This is a genomic window from Corynebacterium lizhenjunii (assembly GCF_011038655.2).
GTDB classification, from domain to species: Bacteria; Actinomycetota; Actinomycetes; order Mycobacteriales; family Mycobacteriaceae; genus Corynebacterium; species Corynebacterium lizhenjunii.
In genome coordinates, this window is the sequence record NZ_CP064954.1 from 1,002,542 (window position 1) to 1,026,811 (window position 24,270).

Here is a 24,270-nt window from a genome sequence, read left to right on the forward strand (position 1 = left end):
CCAGTACTGCCTAGTATTCCTCGGACTCGAAATCGTCGTATTCTTCCCGGTATCGCTGCCCGGGGCCTTCTAAGCGAATGATGTTGAAGTCCCCCTCGGCTAGGTGAATGCGCAGGTCCTTCTTATCAAACTTGCCCACGGAGGTCTTATCAATGCTCTTTGTAAAGGCCCAGTACTCCGGCAGCATCCACCGGGGTAGTTCTTGAGCAAGGCGCTCACGCAGGGCCTCGGCAGTTTCAATGGTGGGGCTGGTCTCTGGGGTTAAGACAGTCACCGCCAGGGGGCGCTCGCCCCACTTCTTATCGGGATAGCCAATGACGGCGGCCTCGACCACCTCATCGGCGCTCATGATCAGATTCTCCAGCTGTACGGAATAGATCCACTCGCCGCCGGAGCGGATTACATCCCGCGCACGGTCTTCGACGGTGAGGAAGCCATCTTCGGTAACTGAGCCAACATCGCCAGTACGCAGCCAACCATCGGCCGTAAACTTCGCGGCGGCGTTTTCTACGGGCTTGCCACGAAATTCGCTGGCACCGCCCCCAGGGGCAGCCGTGGGGGAGTCATAATAGGACGCGGTGACCAGATTGCCGCGCACCTGGATTTCCCCGGAGTTGCGGTCTGTTTTGGGCACCACCTGGCCGTCATTGACCACCCGGTATTGCAGGGAGGCCGGGATACGACCTTGGGAGATGCGATATGCCCAGCGGGCATCGCCACTAGCGCCCTGCGGTGGGCGAGAAACGGAGCCCACCGTGGAGGTCTCCGCCATCCCCCAGACGTGAATAATGTCTACGCCGTAGCGCTCCTCCCACACCTTGATCAGCTGTGGGGGAACCGGTGAGCCACCGGCAAAAATCTCCGTCAGGGACATGCGCTCCGGGGGGTTCTTCAGATAGTGGACAAAAAGCTGGATCCAAATCGTCGGCACGCCGTGAGCCACACGTGGGTGCGTGGAGGCAATCATCTTTGCCAACGTGGGCGCAGAGACATCAGAGTCCGGCAATACCAGGGGAGTTCCTGTCATAAATGCGGCAAAAGGCACACCCCAGGACAACACGTGATAGATGGGGATGCAGCACAAAAAGGTCTCGCCGTGGGTAACCGACAGCGAATCCGTAGAACGCAGCTGCATGGCCTCCAGATAAATTGAGCGGTGCGAATAGACCACACCCTTCGGCGCGCCGGTAGTGCCGGTGGAATAACACAGTGCTGCCGCGGTGCGCTCGTCCAACTCTGGCCAGGCAAACACGGTGGACTTGCCGTCAAGGAGTTCTTCATAGGAATACGTAGCCACCCCAGTGGGCATAGCTGCACGGCACTGCGCCAACGGACCAGTGCCGGTAAATACCACCGATTTCACTTCCGGCGCGCCCACCAAAATGGCGCCCAACTGGGTGGCTAAGCGCGGATCTGCCACAATGACCTGCGCCTGTGAGTGGTTGATAATGTGGCGGATCTGGTCATTCATCAGCTGCTTGTTTAGCGGAGTAAACACCGCTCCCTTACAGCACGTGCCAAACATCACCTCCAGATGCTCAGCACAGTTGTAGAGCAGCGTTGCCACCCGCTCATCCCCTGTAACGCCCAAATCCTCATGCAGGGCATGCGCCCACGCGGCAGCCCGCGCGCCTACCCCGGCAAAAGTGGACAGCTCCTGGGGGTCTTCCACTTGGGAATCCCCATGCCAGGTAGTCACGCGGGTTTCCCCGTGCACGCTGGAGCCGTACTCCAGGATGCGAGAGATATTCAAAGGAATGTCCTGCATTGTGGAAAGCATGCCCCTAACCTTAGCCAAAACCTGTGCCAACCCTGCCAGAGTGGGGCACACTATGACAGTGCCAGGAAGGTGGTTTATACTGGGGTCACGATTGCGCGCGGGCGTTAGGCCGCACAAATAATTTCCTCGCGGGTGCACCCCGCGGTTGGGGAAGGGGCCAGCGAACTATCGCGCAGCATTGCAATCGCCGTCACGTTTACTACTCCGCGCCGCTTGCGGGAAACGCATTGTGCACCGCAGGCGCCGCGAGGTTGGCACAGAGTTTATAGGTCGCTTACACAGCGTCTGCATAGCAAAGCGTCAGCGTGACACTGGTTCCAGCGGGGCCAAGGTGGACCTCACAAGGTCGTCGCCGCTAGCCCCCACGGTCCGTTTATGCGTACATCAATTGCGCACCCATACTTTGTAGAGACTTGTCAGGGCCCCGTACCGGCCCCGCCGCGGGCGGGCGCAGCGCTACCCGGGGAACAACGAAAGGACATCCGTGAGTCAAACGGACAACGCCGCACAAGATTATTCAGGCATGAAGCTGCCGGAATTGCGCGCATTAGCCGCAGAGCGGGGAATGAAGGGCATTTCCACTCTGCGCAAGGGGGAGCTGCAGGAAGCCCTGCGTACCGGCCGGGTGCCTGAGCGGGATAAGCGCCGCGCAACCTTGAAGGCCAATGAGAACGCCACCGAGCGTGTGGCAGCACCACGCCCCACCGAGTCCGCTGCACACACCACGGCAGAGGCCACTAACGCACAGGCTACTGCAGGGGAGAATAGTCAGGACTCTCGCGGTGGGCGCCAGCTCGAGGGCCGCACTCGCAGCCAGGCGCGCCGGGGCCGTGGCCGTCCGCGCCGGGACCAGGAGGGCTTTGCCCAGTCTGCCGATTCCTCCGCAGGTGACTCCGCCCAGTCTGCCGCTGGGTCTGCTGGCCAGCCGGGCCAGGGGGAGCAGGAGGACAACCGGGAGGGCCGCGAGGTGCGCGGTGCGAACTCCGCTAACCGCTCCCGCCGGGGCCGCCCGCCGCTGCGTCAGGACAGCCGCCAAGATAACCGTGAGGAATCCGGGGCAGACAACCGTCGCTTTGGTGATGATGAAGAGGACGGCAACAGCCGCCGCGGCCGCCGGGGGCGCCGCAACAACCGCCGCAACCAGCAGCGTGAGGCACAGGGTGGCAATTACCAGAACGCTAACCAGGGCAACAACGCCGGTGGGCGCGATAACCAGGTGCGCGAAGGTGATGACCTCCAGCAGGTGGCCGGCATTTTGGACGTGGTGGACAACAATGTCGCTTTCTTGCGCACCACCGGCTACCGCCCAGGTACTTCGGACGTCTTTGTCAATGGCAATTTGGTGCGCCGTTTGGGCCTGCGCCCGGGTGACGCCCTGGTGGGCAAGGTCAAGGCCGGTGGTGCCAATTACACCCACGGCAATGGGCGCAACCGCCGCCGCTACAATCAGCTGCTGCACGTCGATAGCGTCAATGGCCTGACCCCGGCAGAGGCCCGGGACCGGCCAGCGTTTTCTAAGCTGACTCCGTTGTACCCAAACCAGCGCCTGCGCCTGGAAACGGAGCAGAAGAACCTGACCACGCGCGTGATTGACTTGGTCATGCCCATCGGTAAGGGCCAGCGTGCGCTGATCGTCTCCCCGCCCAAGGCGGGTAAGACGACCATCTTGCAAAACATCGCCAATGCGATTGCAACCAATAACCCCGAGTGCTACCTGATGGTGGTGCTGGTGGATGAGCGCCCGGAGGAAGTCACCGATATGCAGCGCTCTGTGCGCGGCGAGGTCATTTCCTCGACCTTTGACCGCCCACCATCAGAGCACACCCGGGTTGCAGAGCTGGCTATTGAGCGCGCTAAGCGTTTGGTGGAGCAGGGCGAAGACGTGGTGGTGCTGCTGGACTCGATTACCCGCTTGGGCCGCGCCTACAACAACTCCTCCCCGGCCTCTGGTCGTATACTGTCCGGTGGTGTGGATTCCAACGCGCTCTATCCGCCAAAGCGCTTCCTGGGCGCTGCCCGCAACATCGAAAACGGCGGTTCCCTGACCATCATTGCCACCGCCATGGTGGAGACCGGCTCTACGGGTGACACGGTGATCTTCGAGGAATTCAAGGGCACCGGTAACGCGGAGCTGAAGCTGGACCGCGGCATTTCTGAGCGGCGGATCTTCCCGGCCGTTGACGTCAATCCTTCGGGCACTCGTAAGGATGAGCTGCTGATGGTGGCTGAGGAAGCCCGCATTATGACTAAGCTGCGGCGCATTCTGTCTGGCTTGGATTCGTATTCCGCTATTGAGTTGCTGCTCAAGCAGCTGAAGAAGACGCGGTCTAATGGCGAGTTCCTCATGCAGATTGCCAGCTCCGCGCCCATGGCGGCTACGGGTAACGAGGAGGATTACTCCTAATGGCTAGCCAGGTATCTCTGGTCGATGACATTGTCTCTGAGTACCAGGGCATTGAGATGCAGATGGCGGACCCGGAGGTTGCCGGGGACCAGACGCTGTTTCGCAAATTGTCCAAGCGTTATGCGGAGCTGCGCCCCATCGTGGCGGTGCATGAGGAGCTCACGCAGGCCCGCACGGACCTAGCAGACGCGAAGGAAATGGCTTATGAGGACCACGAGTTTCAGGCGGAAGTCGATCGCCTAGGCCCGCATGTGTTGGACCTGGAAGAAAAGCTTGCGGACTTGCTCGCTCCGCGTGATGAGCATGACTCTGAGGACATCATCATGGAGATCAAGGCCGGTGCAGGCGGCGAAGAGGCCGCGCTGTTTGCCGGGGACTTGGCGCGCATGTATGAGCGCTACGCGGACAAGGCTGGGTTTGCCTGGGAGGTCTTAGGTCTTAACGAGTCCGACTTGGGCGGTGTGAAGGACATGTCCATTTCCTTCAAGTCCAAGACCCCCTCGCGCGACGGTGCGTGGTCGGTGTTTAAGTTTGAAGGCGGCGTGCACCGCGTGCAGCGCGTGCCCGTGACTGAGTCCCAGGGGCGCATTCAGACCTCCGCGGCCGGTGTGTTGGTCTACCCGGAGCCGGACGAGGTGGAGTCGGTCAATATCGACGAGAAGGACATCCGCGTGGATGTCTACCGTTCCTCCGGCAAGGGCGGCCAGGGGGTGAACACCACGGACTCCGCGGTGCGCATTACCCACCTGCCCACCGGACTGGTGGTGACCTGCCAGAAGGAGCGTTCCCAGATCCAGAACAAGGCCCGCGCGCTGCAGGTGCTGCAGGCCCGTCTGGATCAGATGGAGCGCGAGGCCCGCGAGGCCGAGGCTGGCGAGCAGCGCGCCTCCCAGGTGCGCACCATGGACCGTTCGGAGCGTATTCGCACCTATAACTGGCCGGAGAATCGTATTACAGACCACCGCATTGGGTATAAGGCCAATAACTTGGACTCTGTGCTCAATGGTGATTTGCAGGATTTGATTGCGGCTTTGCAGGCCCAGGAGCGCGCCGAGCGCATGGAGGCCGAAGGCTAGGGCTTAAGCTGGAAGCCTATGGCTTATCAATCATATGGACAGGCGCTTCGCGTTGCCGCGGGGCGCCTCCAGCATGCTGGGGTGGCCTCGCCCGAGTGGGACGCGCGGATTCTGTGCGCGCACCTGATCCACACCGGACACATGGACATCCCCTTGGACCAGGAGCCTATTCCCGGCTTTGAGGTTGCCTTTGAGGCCTTGGTTTCCCGGCGGGAGGCTCGGGAGCCACTGCAGCACATCTTGGGCGTGGCCTGGTTTGGTCCCCTGGAGTTGGCGGTGGGGCCGGGGGTGTTCATTCCGCGCCCGGAGACGGAGGTGCTGGCGGACTGGGCGGTGCGCCAGTTGGCTGAGGTTACTGCTCCGCGGGTGGTGGATTTGTGCACCGGCTCTGGCGCGCTGGCTGCCTATGTGGCCCACTATGTGCCCGCGGCGCAGGTGTGGGCAGTTGAGCTTGCCGATACCGCCTTAGCCTATGCCCGCAGTAACCTGGCGGGTGCTGGGGTGGAGTTGCTGGCAGGCGATGCCTGCGCGGCCGCGACCTTGGCTGAGCTGGACGGCACGGTAGACCTGATTGTCACCAACCCGCCCTATGTGCCGCGCAGTGAGGATTTGCAACCGGAGGTCTACGCAGATCCGGACATGGCGGTCTTTGGTGGAGCAGATGGCATGGAGGTCATTCGCAAGCTGGTGCCCACGCTAGAGCGCCTGCTGGCCCCAGGTGGGCAGGTGGGAATAGAGCATGATGATGCCACAGCGGACCTGGTCTGCGCGCAGTTGGCTGCCAGCGGGAGTTTTGGGGGCATCGGCAAGCTTAAGGACTTAACTGGGCGCGAGCGCTTTGTCACGGCGGTGCGGCGCTGAGCCTAGCGGTGCTTCGCCGGGCAGTCGGCGCGGGGTAGGGTAGGAAAGTCGAAAGGTAACAAGGGTGATGGACTCACAGATCTTTGATTGTGCGCGGGAGGACACCCGCGCGGAAGGTATTGAACAGGCAGCCCGCGCCGTGCGCAGCGGCCGCCTGGTGGTTGTGCCGACGGATACACTTTATGGCCTGGGCTGCGACGCCTTCGACAACCAGGCGGTGGCCTCACTGTTGGCCACCAAGCAGCGCGGGCCGGATATGCCCGTGCCGGTACTGGTGGGCTCCTGGGATACGTACAAGGGGCTGGTGGCCACGGCTTCGGAGACCATGCAGTTACTGGTGGAGGCATTTTGGCCAGGCGGGCTGTCAATTGTGGTGCAGCAGGCGCCGTCATTGCCTTGGAATCTGGGGGATACGCGCGGCACCGTGATGCTGCGGATGCCGGCGCACCCGGTGGCCATTGAGCTGTTGCGCGAGGTCGGGCCCATGGCGGTGTCCTCGGCGAATATCTCCGGCCAACCCCCGGCGACTACGGCGCTGGAGGCCAAGGCACAGTTGAGCACCGCAGTGGCCGTGTACCTGGACGGCGGGGTGGCTGAGGTGGGCCAGCCGTCGACGATCATCGACTTGTCCCAGTCCCGGCCGTACCTTCTGCGTGAAGGGGCGCTAAGCGCTGAGGACATCAGTGCTGTCATTGGCGGGGATGCGCACACGCTGCGCACCCGCCCTTAAGAGCGAGCAGGCATTGTGATGACTGGTGCCGGGGTCCCGCTGCGCGAGCTAGGCCTGATTATCTTGGTCGCGGCTGCTATTACTTACCTGACCACAGGCGCGGTGCGCTCCGCGGTGGTACGCAGTGGCCGGATTGCAGAGATTCGCAGCCGTGACGCGCACTCGCAGCCCACTCCGAGCGTGGGCGGGCTGGCGATGTTTTGTGGATTTTTGGCTGCGGTGTTTTTGGCCACTCAGCTGCCCGCGCTTACGCGGGGGTTTTTGCCGGTGACCCCGGAGATGAACGCGGTGGTGTGGTCCGCCTTGGCCATTGTGTTGGTGGGCGTGATTGATGATCTGCTGGAGCTTTCTGCCTTGTTGAAGCTGGTGGGCCAGTTAGCTGCTGCCGGGATTATGACCGCCCTGGGGCTGACGTGGACGTTGCTTTTTGTTCCCTTTGGGGACGGCACCACAGTCATTCTGGACCAATTCCAGTCTGCAATCTTGACTGGTTTTATTACCGTGCTGCTGATTAACGCCATGAACTTTGTTGATGGCTTGGATGGTCTGGCTGCCGGGCTGGGGATGATCGCCGGCGGGGCCATTTTGGTGTTCTCCTTGACGGTTCTCCATGATCAAGGCGGCGCGGTATCGGCATACCCTCCCGCAATTATTGCTGCGGCGTTGGTGGGAATCTGCGCGGGGTTTTTGCCGCACAACTTTGAGCCCTCGCGGATCTTCATGGGGGACTCCGGTGCCATGCTCATCGGCCTGCTGCTGGCGGCGGCGTCTACCTCTGCCTCCGGCAAGATCAACATGTCGCTTTATGGCGGCGTGGATATGGTAGCCCTGATGTCGCCGTTTATCGTGGTGGCTGCGGCGGTTTTTGTGCCTGTGCTGGACTTAGTGTGGGCCGTGGTGCGCCGCGTGTCTCAGGGGCGCTCGCCCTTCGCTGCAGACAAGCTCCATATTCACCACCGCCTGCTTTCCCTGGGGCACACGCACCGGCGCACGGTGTTGGTGCTGTACTTGTGGGTCAGCGCGGTGGCATTTGGTGCCGTGAGTTTTTCCATTGTGCCCACGCGGGTGGCGGTGGCGTTTAGTGCTGTGGCGCTGGTGGCTGCCTTTGTGATGACGCTCATTCCACTGCGCCAAGGCAAAATCGGGCGGACCCCTTTGCCCACCAGGGTGGTGGCTAGTACGGAGCCGCACTAGCTGCGTTGGTTGCGCTGGCTGTAGCAGCCGCACTCGCTGCGCTGGCCGCGCCATCCGGATGCCATGCGGTAGGCTGTCACGCTGTGAACAACACTTCTGCATCCACGTCTCAACCTCAGTCCACGCCAGCCAGCACCGCCGGTAGCGACTTCGATGACCACCGTCGTCCGCTGGTCCGCGCGGTTCGTCTGGGTGGGGCGGCGCTACTTGCCATCACCATTGCCTCGTTGGCTGTGTGGGGCGGGGTGCGCGGCCTTCCGGGAATCTGGGGGGTGCTGATTGGGGCAGGTATTGGTGGGGGATTTGTGTTGCTGACCGCGGTCATGGCACTGGTCACCGCACGCTCCACCCCGGCCACCACCATGGCGGTGATGCTCGGAGGCTGGCTAGTCAAGCTGATGGTCTTGATTGTGGTGCTCATGGTGGTCCGCGGGCTGGACTTCTACGACACTTGGGCGCTGTTTATTACCGTGGTGCTGGCCATGGTGGCCACGCTGGGTACCGAAGTCTGGGGGATAATCACCTCCCGCGTCACGTACGTGTCTGCGTAGTCCAAGTGGGCGGCTAGGACGCCGGCTGCGGGAGATTTTCTCCTTGCCGGGTGGGGAAGTTGCGCCCTGGCTGGGCGCCGATTTGCGACCGGAAACCGGTGGAAAATCTGTGCGCGAATCTACCCCCGTTAATCCCCTAAACCGCAGGTTGTGACTAAAACCACGAGTAGACTTTTCGCAGGTCATGGACGTGGTGAAGGGGTGGGGTAGTTGGTTGCGGTGCAGGGGGCCGTTTGGGGGCAACAGTAAAGCTTAAAAATGGCTGTTGGGGTGCTATTATTTCGCGTTGGGTTACCGCGAAGTGAGAACCAGCTTGAGCAGCCCCGCCCAAGACGCTCATTTCGTAGCGGTGAATCCCTGCCATGGCTTCCTGATGTGCGACGGAGTCTGTAGCTGTGGCAGAGAGTTTGAGACGTCCATCGCACCGTATGGCCTTCGACAAGTCATACGGCCCGAACACGGGAGAGAACGCTGAGCGTTACAACATTGGCCATGAAGGGCGGCTTCCACGCGCCCGAACTGGATCCAGAATTTTTCCCGGGTGAATACTACGGCCACCAACTGTTCGCGGATTTCGCGAACGGGTGGTTCGCACTGGACCGCATCATGCTCGTCCGCCTACTCATGGCGGCTGTGCTTGTGGTCCTTTTTGTTGTCGCCTTCCGCAACCCCAAGCTGGTGCCGAAGGGTCTGCAGAACGTCGCTGAACACGCCATTGACTTCGTGCGTATCCACATCGCCGAAGACATCTTGGGTAAGAAGGAGGGGCGCCGGTTCCTTCCGATCATCGCCGCCATCTTCTTCTCGGTCTTATTCTGGAACGTCACCACTATCGTGCCGGGCCTGAATATCTCTCCAAACGCCCGCATTGGTATGCCTATCGTCTTGGCAGCTGTCGCGTACATCTCCATGATTTACGCCGGTTCTAAGCGTTACGGCTTTGGCAAGTACATCAAGTCCTCGGTGGTTATCCCTAACCTGCCGCCGGCTCTGCACTTGCTGGTTGTGCCCATCGAGTTCTTCTCGACGTTCATCCTGCGTCCGGTCACCCTGGCTCTTCGTCTGATGGCGAACTTCCTGGCCGGCCACATCATCTTGGTCCTGCTCTACTCTGCGACGAACTTCTTCGTCTTCCAGTTAAATGCATGGACTGCGGTCGGTGGCCTGACGCTGGCAGCTGCGGTTCTGTTTACGATTTACGAGATCATCGTCATCTTCCTGCAGGCATACATTTTTGCTCTGCTCACGGCGGTGTACATCGAGTTGTCGTTGCACGCAGACTCGCACTAACAACATCGCGAACTACGCGGCCAACTAAATAACCCACTCATCAAACCACACACCGCCCCCGCCGGTAAGGCGCCGGCGGGGAAACATTCGAAAGGGAAAGACTTTCACATGAACGAGATCATCCTGGCGCAGGCAGCTTCCGAGTCCACCATCACCGGCCTCGGCGCACTCGGCTACGGCATCGCCACCATCGGCCCGGGCCTGGGTATCGGCATCCTGGTCGGCAAGACCGTTGAGGGCATGGCTCGTCAGCCGGAGATGGCTGGCCAGCTGCGCACCACCATGTTCCTGGGTATCGCCTTCGTCGAGGCCCTGGCCCTGATCGGCCTGGTCGCCGGCTTCCTGTTCTAATAAAGCGCGCTTTACGTAAGTAATCCGACCTTTTACAGACTGGAGACCCATGAACAACGTCATTTTTTACCTTGCGGAGGGGGGACACGAGACCCTGCCGCTCGAGGGCGGCAACTCGATCCTCCTGCCCAAGGCATACGACATCGTCTGGTCTCTCATTCCGTTCGCCATCATCCTCGTTGTCTTCGCCATGGTAGTTCTGCCGGCGTACAAGAAGATGTTGCAGGAGCGCGAAGACCGGATTGAGGGCGGCATCAAGCACGCTGAGGCCCAGCAGGCTGAAGCAAAGGCTGCTCTTGAGAAGTACAACGCACAGCTTGCCGAAGCCCGTGCGGAGGCCGCTGAGATCCGTGAGCAGGCCCGCGAGCGCGGCAAGCAGATCGAAGCTGAAGCTAAGGCACAGGCTGAGGAAGAGTCCCGTCGCATTGTCGCCGCTGGCGAAAAGCAGCTGGAGGCTTCCCGTGCACAGGTCGTGAACGAACTGCGCGCAGACATCGGAAAGAACTCGATCAACCTGGCAGAAAAGCTGCTGGGTGGCGAACTGTCCGAGTCCACCAAGCAGTCTTCTACCATCGATAACTTCCTGTCCGAGCTCGACCACGTGGCACCGGCCGGAAAGTAGGCACTCATGAAGGCAGCTAGCCGCGAAGCACTGGCACATGCGAACACTTTCCTGGATCAGCTCTTGGAAGGTGGCGACGCAGTTGCTGACTCCGCACGCACCGGCCTGGACCTTTTTGAGGTAGTCGAAGTACTCGATGCAGACCGCGAGCTGCGGGTAGCACTGGCCGATAATGGCTCTGCACCCTCCGCACGCAAGGCACTGGTCAAGGAGCTCTTCGGCTCTAAGCTGTCCATTCCGGCAGCCCGCCTGCTGGAAGAAGTAGCCGGCCAGCAGTGGTCCAGCACGCGCGATATTGTCAATGCACTGGTATTTCTGGGCCGCCGCGCACTGCTGCGCGGTGCCGAGGCACAGGGACAGCTGGGTCAAGTCGAAGACGAGCTTTTCCGTCTGTCGCGCATTTTGGACCGCGAGAGCCATTTGACTCAGTTGCTCACCGACCGCAACGCCGAATCCGCACGCAAGCGCAACCTGTTGGCTAATGTGCTCTACGGCAAGGTCACCATGTTCACTGAAGCTCTGGCGCTGCAGACGATTGCTCGCCCGGAGCGCAACCCAGTGGTCGATATTGCCAGCCTGGCATCTACTGCAGCGCAGCTGCAGGGACGCGAGATTGCGTTTGTGACCACCGCGGGGCAGATGAACGAGGGCCAGCAGGCCGTGCTTGCTGAGAAGCTGGGCACGATTTACGGTCGCGCAATGTCCATCCACTCTGAGGTTGATTCCAGCCTGCTTGGTGGCATGGTTATTCGCGTCGGCGACGAAGTTATTGACGGTTCGACCGCGGGCAAGATCGCACGATTACGTACCGCACTGTCGAAGTAGCAAGCGACTTTACTTTTCAAGCACATAAACATTTACGAGAGTAGGAACAACATGGCGGAGCTGACGATCTCCTCTGATGAGATCCGTAGCGCGATTGCGAACTACACCTCGAGCTACTCCGCGGAGGCCTCCCGTGAGGAGACCGGCGTGGTTATCTCTGCAGCCGACGGTATTGCACAGGTCTCTGGCCTGCCTTCCGTAATGGCTAACGAACTTCTCGAGTTCCCGGGCGGCGTCATCGGCGTCGCGCAGAACCTCGACACCAATTCCATCGGTGTTGTGGTCCTGGGTAACTTTGAGACCCTCAAGGAGGGCGACGAGGTTAAGAGGACCGGTGAGGTTCTCTCCATCCCCGTGGGCGAGGAATTCCTCGGCCGCGTTATCAACCCCTTGGGCCAGCCGATTGACGGCCTGGGCCCGATTGCCAAGGAAGAGGACCGCGTCCTCGAACTGCAGGCACCTTCCGTTCTCCAGCGCCAGCCGGTGGAAGAGCCCATGCAGACCGGTATCAAGGCTATCGACGCAATGACCCCGATCGGCCGTGGTCAGCGCCAGCTGATCATTGGTGACCGCAAGACCGGTAAGACCGCAGTCTGCATTGATACCATCCTGAACCAGAAGGCCAACTGGGAGTCTGGCGACAAGAATAAGCAGGTCCGCTGCATCTACGTCGCCATCGGCCAGAAGGGCTCCACCATCGCCGGTGTTCGCCGCACCCTGGAAGAGCACGGCGCACTGGAGTACACCACCATCGTGGCCGCTCCGGCTTCTGACTCCGCAGGCTTCAAGTGGCTGGCACCGTTCTCCGGTGCCGCCCTGGGCCAGCACTGGATGTACCAGGGCAACCACGTCCTGGTTATCTACGATGACCTGACCAAGCAGGCAGAGGCCTACCGTGCTATCTCCCTGTTGCTGCGTCGTCCGCCGGGACGCGAGGCCTACCCGGGCGATGTCTTCTACCTGCACTCCCGTCTGCTGGAGCGTGCTGCAAAGCTTTCCGACGACATGGGTGCTGGCTCCATGACGGCCCTGCCGATCATCGAGACCAAGGCAAACGACGTGTCTGCCTTTATCCCCACCAACGTCATCTCCATTACCGACGGCCAGGTCTTCCTGGAGTCCGACCTGTTCAACCAGGGTGTGCGTCCGGCTATTAACGTCGGTGTGTCCGTCTCCCGTGTGGGTGGCGCTGCACAGACTAAGGGTATGAAGAAGGTCGCCGGTAACCTGCGTCTGGACCTGGCTTCCTACCGTGACCTGCAGGCCTTCGCCGCCTTCGCGTCCGACCTGGATGCCGCTTCCAAGGCTCAGCTGGACCGCGGTGCTCGCCTGGTGGAGCTGCTCAAGCAGGCAGAGTCCTCCCCGCAGCCGGTGGAATACCAGATGGTGTCCATCTTCCTGGCCGACGAAGGCGTCTTCGACGTCGTTCCGGTTGAGGACGTACGCCGCTTTGAAACCGACCTGCAGGAGCACCTGCGCGCAAACGCGCCGCAGGTCTTCGAGCAGATCGCTGGCGGTCAGGCTCTGTCTGATGAGTCCAAGGAAGCACTGCTTGCTGCAGCACAGGACTTCACTCCGACCTTCCGCACCTCTGAGGGCCACAACATTGGCTCTGAGGCTCCGGTAGAGGCTTTGGCGGAGTCCGAGCACAACAAGACCGAGCTCAGCGTCTCCCGTAAGACGGCCAAGTAAAGTCCTTACACCGCTAGAGACTTAACACCGTCTAAAGAAAGAAGGGAGGAGCGAACACCATGGCAAATCTTCGCGAATTGCGCGACCGTATCCGGTCCGTGAACTCGACCAAGAAGATCACCAAGGCACAGGAGCTCATTGCTACCTCGCGCATCACCAAGGCGCAGGCTCGCGTGGAAGCGTCGCAGCCTTACGCCACCGAGTTGAGCCGGGTGATGTCGCGTTTGGCCTCGGCCAGCTCGCTGGACCACCCGATGCTGCGCGACAACCCTGATGCTCGTGTAGCAGCCATCCTCGTGGTCACTTCTGACCGCGGCATGTGTGGCGGCTACAACAACAACGTCTTCAAGAAGGCGGCTGAGCTTGAAGCCCGGCTCAAGGGCCAGGGCCTCGAGGTTGTCCGCTACGTCACTGGCAACAAGGGAGTCGGCTTCTACAAGTTCCGTGAAGCTGACATCGCTGGTAGCTGGACTGGCTTTTCTCAGGATCCGTCCTGGGAAGCAACCCACGATGTACGCCACCACATTGTGGACGGCTTCCTCGCGGGCTCGCAGGGCCAGTCGAAGGCGCGTGAAGGCGTGGACGGCAGCGTGCGCGGCTTCGACCAGGTTCACGTGGTTTACACGGAATTTGAGTCGATGCTGGTGCAAAACGCTCGCGTCCAGCAGCTACTGCCGGTAGTACCGGTGGTTCACGAAGAGAATATGCACTTGCCGGAGACTGCCACCGAGTCCCCTGAGGGCCCGGTTGGCGCAGACTTTGAGTTTGAGCCCGATGCAGACACGCTGATGGCAGCTTTGCTGCCGCAGTATGTCTCGCGGACCCTCTTCGCGATGTTCTTGGAGGCTTCTGCCGCCGAGTCCGCTGCACGCCGTAACGCAATGAAGTCTGCAACTGACAACGCAACGGAATTGGTCAAGGACCTTTCCCGCGTGGCTAACCAGGCCCGTCAGGCGCAGATTACCCAGGAAATTACAGAGATTGTCGGTGGCGCTGGTGCGCTATCTGACAGCGCAGAAAGTGACTAGATTATGACTACAGCTCTGCAAGAGCAGAATGCACAGGACCAGGCTGTTGCCGGTCGTGTTGTGCGCGTCATCGGTCCGGTCGTCGACGTGGAGTTCCCGCGTGGCGCACTGCCGGCACTGTACAACGCACTGCACGTCGAGATCAGCCTGGAGGCTGTTGCAAAGACTGTCACCCTCGAGGTCGCTCAGCACCTCGGTGACAACCTCGTCCGTACTGTGTCCATGGCACCGACCGACGGCCTCGTCCGTGGCGCCGAGGTCGTAGACACCGGTAAGCCGATTTCGGTGCCGGTGGGCGATGTGGTCAAGGGCCACGTCTTCAATGCCCTGGGCGACTGCCTGGACCAGCCGGGCCTGGGCCGTGACGGCGAGCAGTGGGGCATCCACCGCGAGCCACCGGCATTCGACCAGCTGGAAGGCAAGACCGAGATCCTGGAGACCGGCATCAAGGTCATCGACCTGTTGACCCCGTACGTTAAGGGCGGCAAGATCGGCCTGTTCGGCGGCGCCGGCGTGGGCAAGACCGTGCTTATCCAGGAAATGATTACCCGTATCGCTCGCGAGTTCTCCGGTACTTCCGTGTTCGCCGGCGTGGGTGAGCGTACCCGTGAGGGCACCGACCTCTTCCTAGAAATGGAAGAGATGGGCGTTCTCCAGGACACGGCGCTAGTGTTCGGCCAGATGGACGAGCCGCCAGGAGTGCGTATGCGCGTGGCCCTGTCCGGCCTGACCATGGCGGAGTACTTCCGCGATGTGCAGAACCAGGACGTGCTGCTGTTCATCGACAACATCTTCCGCTTCACCCAGGCCGGTTCTGAGGTCTCCACCCTGCTGGGCCGTATGCCTTCCGCAGTGGGTTACCAGCCGACCTTGGCTGATGAGATGGGTGTGCTGCAGGAGCGTATTACCTCCACCAAGGGCAAGTCGATTACCTCTCTGCAGGCCGTCTACGTGCCTGCGGATGACTACACCGACCCGGCTCCGGCAACCACCTTCGCCCACCTGGATGCCACCACCGAGTTGGACCGTGGTATTGCCTCCAAGGGTATTTACCCGGCAGTGAACCCGCTGACCTCGACTTCTCGTATCCTCGAGCCGTCGATTGTTGGCGAGCGCCACTACGAGGTCGCCCAGCGCGTGATCGGTATTCTGCAGAAGAACAAGGAACTGCAGGACATCATCGCCATCCTGGGTATGGACGAGCTGTCTGAGGAAGACAAGATCACCGTGCAGCGTGCACGTCGTATCGAGCGCTTCCTGGGCCAGAACTTCTTCGTTGCGGAGAAGTTCACCGGCCTGCCGGGCTCCTACGTCCCGCTGACCGAGACCATTGATGCCTTCGAGCGTATCTGCAACGGCGAATTCGACCACTACCCGGAGCAGGCCTTCAACGGCCTGGGTGGCTTGGACGATGTCGAGGCAGCCTACAAGAAGCTGACTGAGAAGAAGTAGGGAGTGGCACATGGCTGACATCACCGTGGAACTGGTTTCCGTCGAGCGCATGCTGTGGTCCGGTCGGGCCACTGGCGTCAGGGCCGAGACCACTGAGGGTGAGATCGGCGTGCTTCCTGGCCACGAGCCCATGGTCGGCCAATTGGTTGACAATGGCGTTGTGTCCATCCGCCCGGTTAATGGCGAGCGCCGTGTCGCTGCCGTTCAGGGTGGCTTCCTCTCTGTGACCGCGGAGAAGGTCACCGTCCTTGCAGACTGGGCAGTGTGGGCCGATGAGGTCGATCCCGCCCAGGCTGAGCAGGACGCTGCTTCTTCCGATGCCCTCACGGCATCCCGTGGCGAGGCTGGCCTGCGTGCCATCCGTCGCGCCAAGGAGGACTAAGGTCCGCTTGGCTAAGAGAGGCCGAGGGCAGTAGCATGCCCTTCCTGCTCTGACTTCCGCCGCGCCCCGCAAACCTCAACCATCGCTGTGATGGAAAGGTTCAGCGGGGCGCGGCTTTGTCTTTGCTTGCCGATGCCCCCGCTTGCGTTGGCATTGTCTGCCCCTGGCGCGCTAAAGTAACGTCTTATTGGTCAGTCAACAGCGTTTCTTGCGGGAGGCGCTGTCGGTCAAGGAAGAAGGTGGCATGCGCGTGATTTCCCCCGCAGTGGTGGTCTTCTGGATTGCTCTCGCAGTGCTTGTGGTTGCCGGTGGGCTAGCCGCGGTCCGCTTTGTTAAACTTCGCTCTTCCGGCGCCCAGGTGTTGGTGCGCGAGTTGCCCGCCAAGGATAGCTACAGCTGGCGCCATGGCATTGTGCGATATACGGGGGAGCATATGGAGTGCTTTAAGCTTCGTTCGCTGTGGCCTGCTCCTGACCTGAAAATCCCGCGCCTCGACGTCTCAATTGTTGGTACTCGTACCCTTGATGACGAAGAGGCTTCTTTTATGCCCGATGCCACTAACGCTGTGGAGATTGCCGCTGGGGATCGGCATTTTGAGTTCGCTCTTGATCAGCGCGGCGCCATGGCCCTCCAGGCGTGGGTGGAGTCTGCACCGTCGCGGCGTCAGGAGCGCGCGGACGCCAAGGTCTTGCGCGAGCGCATGGAGCGCAGCAAGCGCCGCCAGTAATCCCTTTGGTCCATGCCCCAGCCTGCCGCTAGGGTAGAGGACATGCGTTTAGTCATCGCCCAGTGCTCAGTGGATTATGTTGGCCGTGTGGATGCCCACCTTCCGTCCGCGAATCGACTCTTGCTTGTTAAAGCTGATGGCTCTGTGTCCATTCACGCCGATGATCGCGCGTATAAGCCTTTGAATTGGATGACGCCCCCGTGCACGCTGACCGAGTCCGCCATTACGGACCTAGATGGCGAAGACACCGGTGAGGTCTTGTGGCTGGTGGAAAACCCGAAAGGGGAGCAGCTGCGCATCACTTTGACCGAAGTCCATCATGACATCGAGGTCGCTCTGGGCGAGGACCCGGGCCTGGTCAAAGATGGCGTGGAGGCACACCTCCAGGCGCTATTGGCGGAGCACATCACCACGTTGGGGGAGGGCTACACCCTGGTGCGCCGCGAATACCCCACCGCAATTGGTCCAGTCGACCTCATGGCCCGCGACGCCGCAGGCCAGCACGTCGCCGTCGAGATCAAACGCCGTGGCGGGATTGACGGCGTGGAGCAATTGTCCCGCTACCTCGAGCTGCTCAATCGCGATGAACTGCTCAAACCCGTCTCCGGAGTCTTTGCCGCCCAGGAAATCAAGCCCCAGGCCCGCACCCTCGCAGAGGACCGCGGCATCCGCTGTGTTGTGCTTGACTACCAAGATCTGCGCGGTATTGAAAGTAACGAGCTCCGCCTTTTCTAGTGATTTGTGCTACACTCGCCGCTGTTCCCAACAATCGTTCCTTGTTCTCAATCAACGAAAGGTAAGAACAATGAAGACCTCTTCGATCTTCGCCATGGCAATCTGCATGTCGTTCCTCATTTCTGTCACGTCTGCTAAGCCTTATTTTGCGCTGGACTCCGCCAAGGAGTTCGGTTATGCGATGCTTGAGTTCGGCTTGCTGTGGACTGTCACCTTCCTCGGGGGCTTCGCCATTATGTTGGGCGTGGCGAAACTCCTGTCGCGTCAGTAGGACTTGGACACTTGCTGGTGGCTGCTCAAATCAGCATTCCGGGCTCGCTAAACTTCAGCCATGGCCATTTCTGAGTTAGATGTCGCGCGCATTAAGCGCTGGTGTAAGAAGAAGGTCCCGGAGCACCTGTGGGATCAGGTTAAGTTGGAGGCGGACGTTACTAATCGCCACGTCACTATTGTGGAAGTCCGACCGCCTTGGGATGGGGAAGGAGATCCAACCCGTTTTCCCATCGCCAGGCTGCGTTATACCGCGACAACTCGTCTGTGGAGCCTGTACTGGCGTGACCGGAACCTCAAGTTCCATGAGTACGATTACTTCCCGCCAACGCAGGATGTTCAGTCGATACTCGACTACTTGGATAATACTGACGACCCCATCTTCTTTGGCTAAGGGGTTAAGCCTGACGCAGTCCGGCCCGTTCCGGCGGGGCCTTAGCCTGCCGATGCCCCTTCTCCCTCCCTCGTCTTACAGCTCACCGCACCACTGGCCTGGAACGGGATCGCTCGATTGGGCTTGAGCCCGAAAGTCGCAATCTCTGCGCCTCGCGCTTTCGCTCGCGGCAACGTGACGCATTTCCGCCGCCCAAGGCTCTCCCCACCCATGGGCGGAATCTAGCGTGTTCGCATCGGGAATGCACCGTCACCTGCACGCGGGGCATCAAAGCTCGCCTTGGAACGCGCGGGTGGCAAGGGCATTCTTCAGCTCGCTCATCAGTTTAAGGGTTCTGTCCAATTGATTGTCGATGCTATCGGCGCATTGCAAAATCTCAGTTGCCCACGACCTATCCGCAGCCCGCGGAAATGGTATTTCAAAGCTCTTGACCAGCGATAAATTCAAGTTTGGTTGTGTACCGCCACGTCCCAGTCCACGCAAGTCCTCGTAGCTATTCACCAAGCACTTGAATACGTAGTAGTCGTCGGCTTGTTGATGAGGGGATACAACCGCGCAGGCCTGATTGGTAGCAGCTTCGATCACCAACATACCCGCGCGGCCTCGTGTGGCTCCTTGACCATACATAGCAACAATTGAGGATCCGATCCGATTCAATTTGCAGCTCGAATGTTGCAAAGCTTCTTGGCTGATGTGTTCCTCCGTATGAGTAATGACTCTGCCGTTGACCTCTGTAGTTTTCACCCAAGGTATAGTGCCTGTGAAATTTCCAGGGATCTTTCTGCTGGGCGTTGCCCCAGTACCAACCCTAGCGATTTCTTCGAGCCGCTTTTTATCTGCACCACGCGAAGCCCTAGCAAGCACTGGTCCAAGGAGAGCTGCGAGCACGTTCTTCTGCGCTGCGACCTTAGCTTCCACAGCTGCAACCCCATTCAGGATTTTTGCGATGCGGTGTTGTTCCTCCAGCGGTGGGAGGGGGAACTCAACCTGCCCCAGTGTTTTCTTGTTGAGGGTTTGGCCCATCACAGCTCGGCTACCTTCGAGGTTGGCACCGTAGTGACTCATTGCATGGAACAGATAGCCATTGGACAAGGAGGCTCTATCTTTGGGCAGAAGCGCCGCGATTGCCTCGTTGGTGTACAGGGGAATCTTTGATATGCCGACTTTCCCGATGGTGAGCTTAAAAGAAAAGAGTACGGTACCTGGGTCACACAGCCGCGGTCGAGTCTCTTCGACAGCGAGATCAGTGATCTGCTCTGCAGTGCTGGAAAGTGCACTGCCCTGGTTCATGTCCTTAATCGACAACCAGGGATGACCGGAACCCCAATACGCCGGATTCTTTCGTGACGGTGTTTTTCCAATCGATATGTCGCATACGTCCACGAGCTTCACCATGGGCCAGTCGTGCTGTGTGGTGGTCATGGTTATTTGCCTTCCGTGAGCATGGTCTTCAGTTTGGCCAGGCCGGCGGCGATGTTGTGGTCGAGGGCTTCGATCTCGGCGATGATTTCTAGCGGGTCGCGGGTCTCGGTGGCCTCCAGGATGATTTCTTTGTACCGGTTCATCGACAAGTCATACCCGGCAGCAGCGATCTCTTCCCTCGGCACAGTAAACGAGTACTCGGTGCGTGCTCGGTCCCGTTCGGTGGTGGTGCGTTCATGCCAGCGGGCCACCACGTCCGGCAGGTTATTGAGTGCTGCTTGTTCCGTAGTCAGGGTCACCGGGTGGGGGTCAGCAGCAAGGTCTGGGTCATCAAGATCCTGAATATGCGAAACCGGTGCCGGGCCCAACAGGCGGGCCTCTAGCAACGGGGTGCGCTTATCATCCAACGAGTACCCATCAGCAGTGACATCATAAAACCACACCTGGTCCGTGCCACCAGAATCAGTCCGGGTAAAACACACAATCGCAGTCGAGACCCCGGAGTAAGGCTTGAACACCCCGGAGGGTAGTTTGATGACTGCATCTAGGCGCTGGTCCTCAACTAAGTGTTGGCGCAAGACTTTGTGCGCCTTGGTGGAACCAAACAGCACACCCTCAGGCACAATCACAGCTGCCCGCCCACCAGGCTTGAGCAGTTGCAGAAAACGGTGGAGGAATAACAGCTCAGTTTTCTTCGCCGTGGTGGCAGATTTGAGTGCTGGGTCGATGGCGTCTTTATCCAGGCTTCCAGCAAAGGGGGGATTAGCCAAAATAAGGTCATAGGCCCCAAAATGCTCGGCATCAAGATGGGTGAGGGAATCTTGGTAGGCGATGGCAGGTTCGTCAAAACCATGCATGAACATATTCATCGCCGCGATACGCACCATGGTTTTATCAAAATCAAACCCCGTCAACCCCTGCTCCAGGAAGGTATCCCGGGTGGGTTTATCAAACAACTGGTCCTGGTGGTGGGTTTTAATCCAATCATTGGCCGCTACGAGGAACCCTGCGGTGCCACAGGCGGGGTCAATAATGCGCAGGGACGGGGTTGGGGCCATCAAAGCTACCAGTAGTTCGATGATGTGGCTGGGGGTACGGAACTGCCCATTGGTTCCCGAGGTAGACAGTTTGTCCAGCATGTATTCATAGAGATCGCCGGCGATGTCTTTATTGGCGAACTCTAGGGCGTCGATAAGTTCCATCACCCGGCCTAAGGTCGCTTCTGATTCAATGTCGAAGGAGGCATTAGCCATGTGTTGTTGGAAACCATGCCCACCCATGGTTTTGATAAACGGGAAGACCTCTGCAGTGATGGTAGCTTTACGTCGGGAAAGGTCGGCGTCCTCAATCAGGTTGCGCCAACGTAGGTGCTGCTGGGAGGCATCAAAAATGTCTTGGGTGGCGGTGGGGTCGCCTAGGTTGCGGCGGGTATCAATATAAGCCTGACGGGTATCTAACTCCCGGATGAACAGCAGGTAGGTGAACTGCTCGATCACCGAAATCGGGTTAGAAATACCCCCAGACCAAAAGGTATCCCAGATGCGGTCAACGCTGTTCTTCAAGGCACCAGTAATCATGCCCACCAGCATAAGCCGAACCCCGGACATGAAAGGGATAGACGCTGCCCAGCAGCTAGGTTCTGGCGCAGCCGGGTAGACTGTCCGGCATGATTGTTGCGTTTTCAGTTGCCCCAACCATTGTGCCGGACGCCTCAGCGGAAATGTCCGCGGCTGTTGCTGCAGCGGTGAAGGTGGTGCGTGCTTCGGGTCTGCCTAATGAGACGAATGCGATGTTCACCATCATTGAGGGGGAATGGGATGAGGTCTTTGCGGTGATCAAGGAAGCCACGGATGCTGTCCGGGCGGTCTCCCCGCGCACGTCCTTGGTGATTAAGGCCGATATTCGCGAAGGGGTCACCGGCCAGCTGACCCAAAAGGTCCAGTCTGTCGAAGAGCACCTGGCAAACGGGGAGGTCTAAGCACCCATGACTATTCCACAGCGTTTTGTAGGCGGTGCCTTGGACTTGGGCCAGCTCAAGGCCAACAGCCAAGCCCGTGGTGCGTCTGCCGATGCCCCCGCCACCAGCACCGCCGGCAATGGCGGGGTGGCACCCTTCTTCGCAGTCGATGACAGCAATTTTGAGGACGCCCTGGTTCGCCGCAGTGCCCAAGTGCCAGTGATTGTACTGATTGGCACGGCGCGCTCCCCGCAGTCGGAGCAGCTAAAGAGCGACTTTGAGCAGCTGGCCGCTGCTGGTGGGCTGCGCTTTATCGTGGGCTACATTGACGCCGATACTCACCCGCAGCTCGCCCAGGCCTTCGGCGTGCGCAACCTACCCACCACGGTGGCTGTTGCCAATGGGCAACCCTTGACCAGCTTTGAGGGTGGTCAGCCGCGCGAAGCTTTGGAGCAGTGGCTGGCTGCCTTGGTGGAGCAGGTTGGCTCGCAGCTACCGGGTATTCCGGACGCGGAAGCCGCACAGCCGGGTGCGCCGGAAGAGGAGCTGGACCCGCGCGTGACGCAGGCCGAAGAGGCACTGAATGCTGGCGACTTCGATGCCGCGATTGCCGTCTACGATCAGATTCTGGCCGATGACCCCCAGGCCACAGAGGTTAAGCAGGCGCGTGATACCACGCGTTTGCTCCAGCGAATTTCCGGGATTGAGGACCCGCTAGCAGCTGCAGAGCAGGATCCTTCGCCGCAGGCTCAGATGGCCGCCGCCGATGCCGAAGTGGTCGCCGGAGTACCGGAAAAGGCCTTCGCCCGCCTCATCGAGTCCATGAAGGCTGCCGCAGGCGACGATAAAGCCCTGGTGCGCGAGCGCTTACTTGAGCTCTTTGGGCTCTTCGATGCCGGTGATCCCCGGGTGCTGGCTGCGCGCACGCAACTGGCTAGTGCCCTTTACTAGCACTGCGCAGCATTGGCAGAGGCACGGTTTGCTGCTGCAGGCAGGACAGTGTGCGTAGAATGCAACGACATGACCTCCGTACTCTTTGTCTGTAACACCAATCGCGGTAAGTCCCAGATGGCCGCCGCCCTGGCCGCCAAGCACGCCCCGGAGTGGGAGATCCGCTCCGCGGGCGTGCAGGTCGATCAGGTCGGGGAGCCTGGCGATGTTAACCCCGAAGCCGCTCAGTCCCTGGCTCGCTGTGGGGCGGATATGTCCCAGGGGATCCCGGAGCCTGTTGATGCCGCTTGGGCAGCCCAAGCCGACCGCGTCATCATCGTCGGTGGCGCGGACTACGACACCACCCCGGATAACGTGGAGCGCTGGGACATCGAAGATCCTTCTTCGCGGGGAGTAGAGGGCGAGCAGCGCATGGACCAATTGCGCGACGATCTAGACGCCCGGGTGCGTGACCTCATCGCCCGCTTGGAGCCGCAGAACTAATTCCTCAGCGGGCCGGGTGCCCAGCTGCGGGAATCGGCACTGAATGAGACTGACATCACTCTAGACTTTTAGGGCATTGTTCCCTATAGTGAGGGCGAGGTTCGAAATCCTAGTCCTCTGTTCCCTCATGCCGATAGGTGCTGATCCCGTATGCCACTAGGTGCTGAAGACGAGTAAGCGGAAGGAGATTCGGAAGTGCCAGGATCCTTGGTCACGATAATTGGCTTGCCGATCATCACGTGGGGATTGCTCTATGCGCGCCGACAGACCACTGCAAGGTGGGTGTTTGGTGTAGCAGTAGTCGCTACCGGCTTCGCGGCTGTGCTCTTGTTGGCCCTTTTGTGTGGGTGGGATTCCAGCTGGATCGATGTGCTTTCCGTGGCGAGCGTGGCTATGTACGGCGTGGTGCTGTTGATGGTTGGTGTTAAGGCGCGGTCAGGTAGCGGCCGCGCCGGACAGGGCTAGTTATTCGCCGCAGTAGGCGTACCATTGCATTGAGTCGGCTGTAAGATTCCTGGCAACGATTAACGGAGGAGATTCAAGATCAATGTACCCATCTCATATATACCTCGCCTATGTTAAACGCTTCTTTATAGACTCTCCCGGTACGGCACTACAGATTTTGGCGGGCGCTAGTTTTGATGAGAAAGAAATTCTCGATTGGATCGATGAAGGGAAAAAGATTGACCATGATATTTGGTATGAAGAAATTCCGCTAGAAGGGTCGTCTCAGTCTTCGAACGTACCGGGTGAAGTAATCGTTTATTTCGATGGTTGTAGTTTCAACGAAAGCTGGGATAATGATTTCCAGTGGACCGATCCAGTTGGCCGCAGGGCCATAATTCCGGAGAGTTTTAAAGGTGTTGTACGTCCTCAGCCTGAAGCAGAAGCAGCACAACGTGAAGACGGATATATAGGCAATGGTTTCTACTTGTGGAGGGTCCCTTGCCCATGGGAAAGCCGCTACCTTTTGGCACCTTTTCGAGATAAGACCAATGAAAATATTAACTATGGCCGTCCGCTTACGGTTTAAGACCAATTAAATCGAGATTGGTTGGTGTTAAGGCGCGGCCAGGTGGCGGCCGCGCCGGCC

Annotated in this window: 26 protein-coding genes; 23 read left to right on the forward strand and 3 right to left on the reverse strand. The window is 59.8% G+C overall.

The window, feature by feature from the left end:
• Positions 1–10: 10 nt before the first annotated feature.
• Positions 11–1,780, reverse strand: a complete 1,770-nt coding sequence (locus G7Y31_RS04685; protein ID WP_165009069.1) for a long-chain fatty-acid--CoA ligase — start codon at positions 1,778–1,780, stop codon at positions 11–13.
• 484 nt (positions 1,781–2,264) lie between these two features.
• Here G7Y31_RS04685 and rho point away from each other — a divergent pair, with 484 nt between their 5' ends.
• From rho to G7Y31_RS04775, 18 genes are all read left to right on the forward strand, one after another.
• Positions 2,265–4,184, forward strand: a complete 1,920-nt coding sequence (rho, locus tag G7Y31_RS04690; protein ID WP_165009071.1) for a transcription termination factor Rho — start codon at positions 2,265–2,267, stop codon at positions 4,182–4,184.
• Positions 4,184–5,260, forward strand: a complete 1,077-nt coding sequence (prfA, locus tag G7Y31_RS04695; RefSeq protein WP_165009074.1) for a peptide chain release factor 1 — start codon at positions 4,184–4,186, stop codon at positions 5,258–5,260. Before rho ends, prfA begins: the two co-directional genes overlap by 1 nt.
• A gap of 18 nt (positions 5,261–5,278) precedes the next feature.
• Entirely contained in the window at positions 5,279–6,121 is an 843-nt protein-coding gene (gene prmC, locus G7Y31_RS04700; RefSeq protein ID WP_165009076.1) for a peptide chain release factor N(5)-glutamine methyltransferase, read from the forward strand.
• 67 nt (positions 6,122–6,188) lie between these two features.
• Positions 6,189–6,851 carry an L-threonylcarbamoyladenylate synthase gene (locus G7Y31_RS04705; RefSeq protein ID WP_165009078.1) on the forward strand — a complete coding sequence of 221 codons (663 nt, stop codon included), beginning with the start codon at positions 6,189–6,191 and terminating at the stop codon, positions 6,849–6,851.
• A gap of 18 nt (positions 6,852–6,869) precedes the next feature.
• The gene (locus G7Y31_RS04710) at positions 6,870–8,045 is read left to right on the forward strand and encodes an MraY family glycosyltransferase (RefSeq protein WP_165009080.1); all 1,176 of its coding nucleotides are present in this window, start codon (positions 6,870–6,872) and stop codon (positions 8,043–8,045) included.
• A gap of 83 nt (positions 8,046–8,128) precedes the next feature.
• Positions 8,129–8,596 carry a Cg1360 family ATP-synthase-associated protein gene (locus G7Y31_RS04715; RefSeq protein WP_165009082.1) on the forward strand — a complete coding sequence of 156 codons (468 nt, stop codon included), beginning with the start codon at positions 8,129–8,131 and terminating at the stop codon, positions 8,594–8,596.
• A 492-nt stretch (positions 8,597–9,088) separates the two neighbouring features.
• On the forward strand, positions 9,089–9,886 hold the full coding sequence (atpB, locus tag G7Y31_RS04720; protein ID WP_165009084.1) for a F0F1 ATP synthase subunit A: 798 nt from the start codon (positions 9,089–9,091) through the stop codon (positions 9,884–9,886).
• Between the two features lie 108 nt (positions 9,887–9,994).
• Positions 9,995–10,237: an ATP synthase F0 subunit C gene (locus tag G7Y31_RS04725; RefSeq protein ID WP_165009087.1), complete on the forward strand. Its 243-nt coding sequence runs from the start codon at positions 9,995–9,997 to the stop codon at positions 10,235–10,237.
• Between the two features lie 49 nt (positions 10,238–10,286).
• Complete coding sequence (locus G7Y31_RS04730) at positions 10,287–10,859, forward strand: F0F1 ATP synthase subunit B (RefSeq protein ID WP_165009089.1); 573 nt, start codon at positions 10,287–10,289, stop codon at positions 10,857–10,859.
• A gap of 6 nt (positions 10,860–10,865) precedes the next feature.
• Positions 10,866–11,684, forward strand: coding sequence for a F0F1 ATP synthase subunit delta (locus tag G7Y31_RS04735; protein WP_165009091.1), 819 nt, complete (start codon positions 10,866–10,868; stop codon positions 11,682–11,684).
• Between the two features lie 51 nt (positions 11,685–11,735).
• Positions 11,736–13,376 (forward strand): F0F1 ATP synthase subunit alpha, encoded by a 1,641-nt coding sequence (atpA, locus tag G7Y31_RS04740; protein WP_165009093.1) that lies wholly within the window; start codon positions 11,736–11,738, stop codon positions 13,374–13,376.
• 59 nt (positions 13,377–13,435) lie between these two features.
• A complete protein-coding gene (locus G7Y31_RS04745; protein WP_165009095.1) occupies positions 13,436–14,404 on the forward strand; it encodes a F0F1 ATP synthase subunit gamma in 969 nt (322 codons plus the stop codon).
• A 3-nt stretch (positions 14,405–14,407) separates the two neighbouring features.
• Complete coding sequence (gene atpD / locus G7Y31_RS04750) at positions 14,408–15,856, forward strand: F0F1 ATP synthase subunit beta (RefSeq protein ID WP_165009097.1); 1,449 nt, start codon at positions 14,408–14,410, stop codon at positions 15,854–15,856.
• Between the two features lie 10 nt (positions 15,857–15,866).
• Positions 15,867–16,238 (forward strand): F0F1 ATP synthase subunit epsilon, encoded by a 372-nt coding sequence (locus G7Y31_RS04755; RefSeq protein ID WP_165009099.1) that lies wholly within the window; start codon positions 15,867–15,869, stop codon positions 16,236–16,238.
• Positions 16,239–16,425: 187 nt separating this feature from the next.
• The gene (locus G7Y31_RS04760) at positions 16,426–16,965 is read left to right on the forward strand and encodes a DUF2550 domain-containing protein (RefSeq protein ID WP_244977439.1); all 540 of its coding nucleotides are present in this window, start codon (positions 16,426–16,428) and stop codon (positions 16,963–16,965) included.
• A 42-nt stretch (positions 16,966–17,007) separates the two neighbouring features.
• Positions 17,008–17,700: an endonuclease NucS gene (nucS, locus tag G7Y31_RS04765; protein ID WP_165009101.1), complete on the forward strand. Its 693-nt coding sequence runs from the start codon at positions 17,008–17,010 to the stop codon at positions 17,698–17,700.
• 70 nt (positions 17,701–17,770) lie between these two features.
• Positions 17,771–17,971 (forward strand): hypothetical protein, encoded by a 201-nt coding sequence (locus G7Y31_RS04770; RefSeq protein WP_165009103.1) that lies wholly within the window; start codon positions 17,771–17,773, stop codon positions 17,969–17,971.
• Between the two features lie 60 nt (positions 17,972–18,031).
• Positions 18,032–18,364, forward strand: coding sequence for a DUF3024 domain-containing protein (locus tag G7Y31_RS04775; protein WP_165009105.1), 333 nt, complete (start codon positions 18,032–18,034; stop codon positions 18,362–18,364).
• 267 nt (positions 18,365–18,631) lie between these two features.
• Here G7Y31_RS04775 and G7Y31_RS04780 read toward each other — a convergent pair whose 3' ends face one another.
• Both G7Y31_RS04780 and G7Y31_RS04785 read right to left on the reverse strand, forming a co-directional pair.
• A complete protein-coding gene (locus G7Y31_RS04780) occupies positions 18,632–19,786 on the reverse strand; it encodes a restriction endonuclease subunit S (RefSeq protein ID WP_165009107.1) in 1,155 nt (384 codons plus the stop codon).
• 2 nt (positions 19,787–19,788) lie between these two features.
• Positions 19,789–21,363: a class I SAM-dependent DNA methyltransferase gene (locus G7Y31_RS04785; protein WP_165009109.1), complete on the reverse strand. Its 1,575-nt coding sequence runs from the start codon at positions 21,361–21,363 to the stop codon at positions 19,789–19,791.
• An 89-nt stretch (positions 21,364–21,452) separates the two neighbouring features.
• Between G7Y31_RS04785 and G7Y31_RS04790 the strand changes: the two genes are divergently transcribed.
• The 5 genes from G7Y31_RS04790 (at position 21,453) to G7Y31_RS11910 (ending at position 24,210) form a co-directional block, all read left to right on the forward strand.
• Positions 21,453–21,764: an MTH1187 family thiamine-binding protein gene (locus G7Y31_RS04790; protein WP_165009111.1), complete on the forward strand. Its 312-nt coding sequence runs from the start codon at positions 21,453–21,455 to the stop codon at positions 21,762–21,764.
• A 6-nt stretch (positions 21,765–21,770) separates the two neighbouring features.
• Positions 21,771–22,694 (forward strand): tetratricopeptide repeat protein, encoded by a 924-nt coding sequence (locus G7Y31_RS04795; protein WP_165009114.1) that lies wholly within the window; start codon positions 21,771–21,773, stop codon positions 22,692–22,694.
• 69 nt (positions 22,695–22,763) lie between these two features.
• A complete protein-coding gene (locus G7Y31_RS04800; protein WP_165009116.1) occupies positions 22,764–23,177 on the forward strand; it encodes an arsenate-mycothiol transferase ArsC in 414 nt (137 codons plus the stop codon).
• Between the two features lie 195 nt (positions 23,178–23,372).
• Positions 23,373–23,642, forward strand: a complete 270-nt coding sequence (locus tag G7Y31_RS04805) for a hypothetical protein (protein ID WP_165009118.1) — start codon at positions 23,373–23,375, stop codon at positions 23,640–23,642.
• A gap of 82 nt (positions 23,643–23,724) precedes the next feature.
• Entirely contained in the window at positions 23,725–24,210 is a 486-nt protein-coding gene (locus G7Y31_RS11910) for a hypothetical protein (protein WP_244977440.1), read from the forward strand.
• The last annotated feature ends 60 nt before the right edge of the window (positions 24,211–24,270 follow it).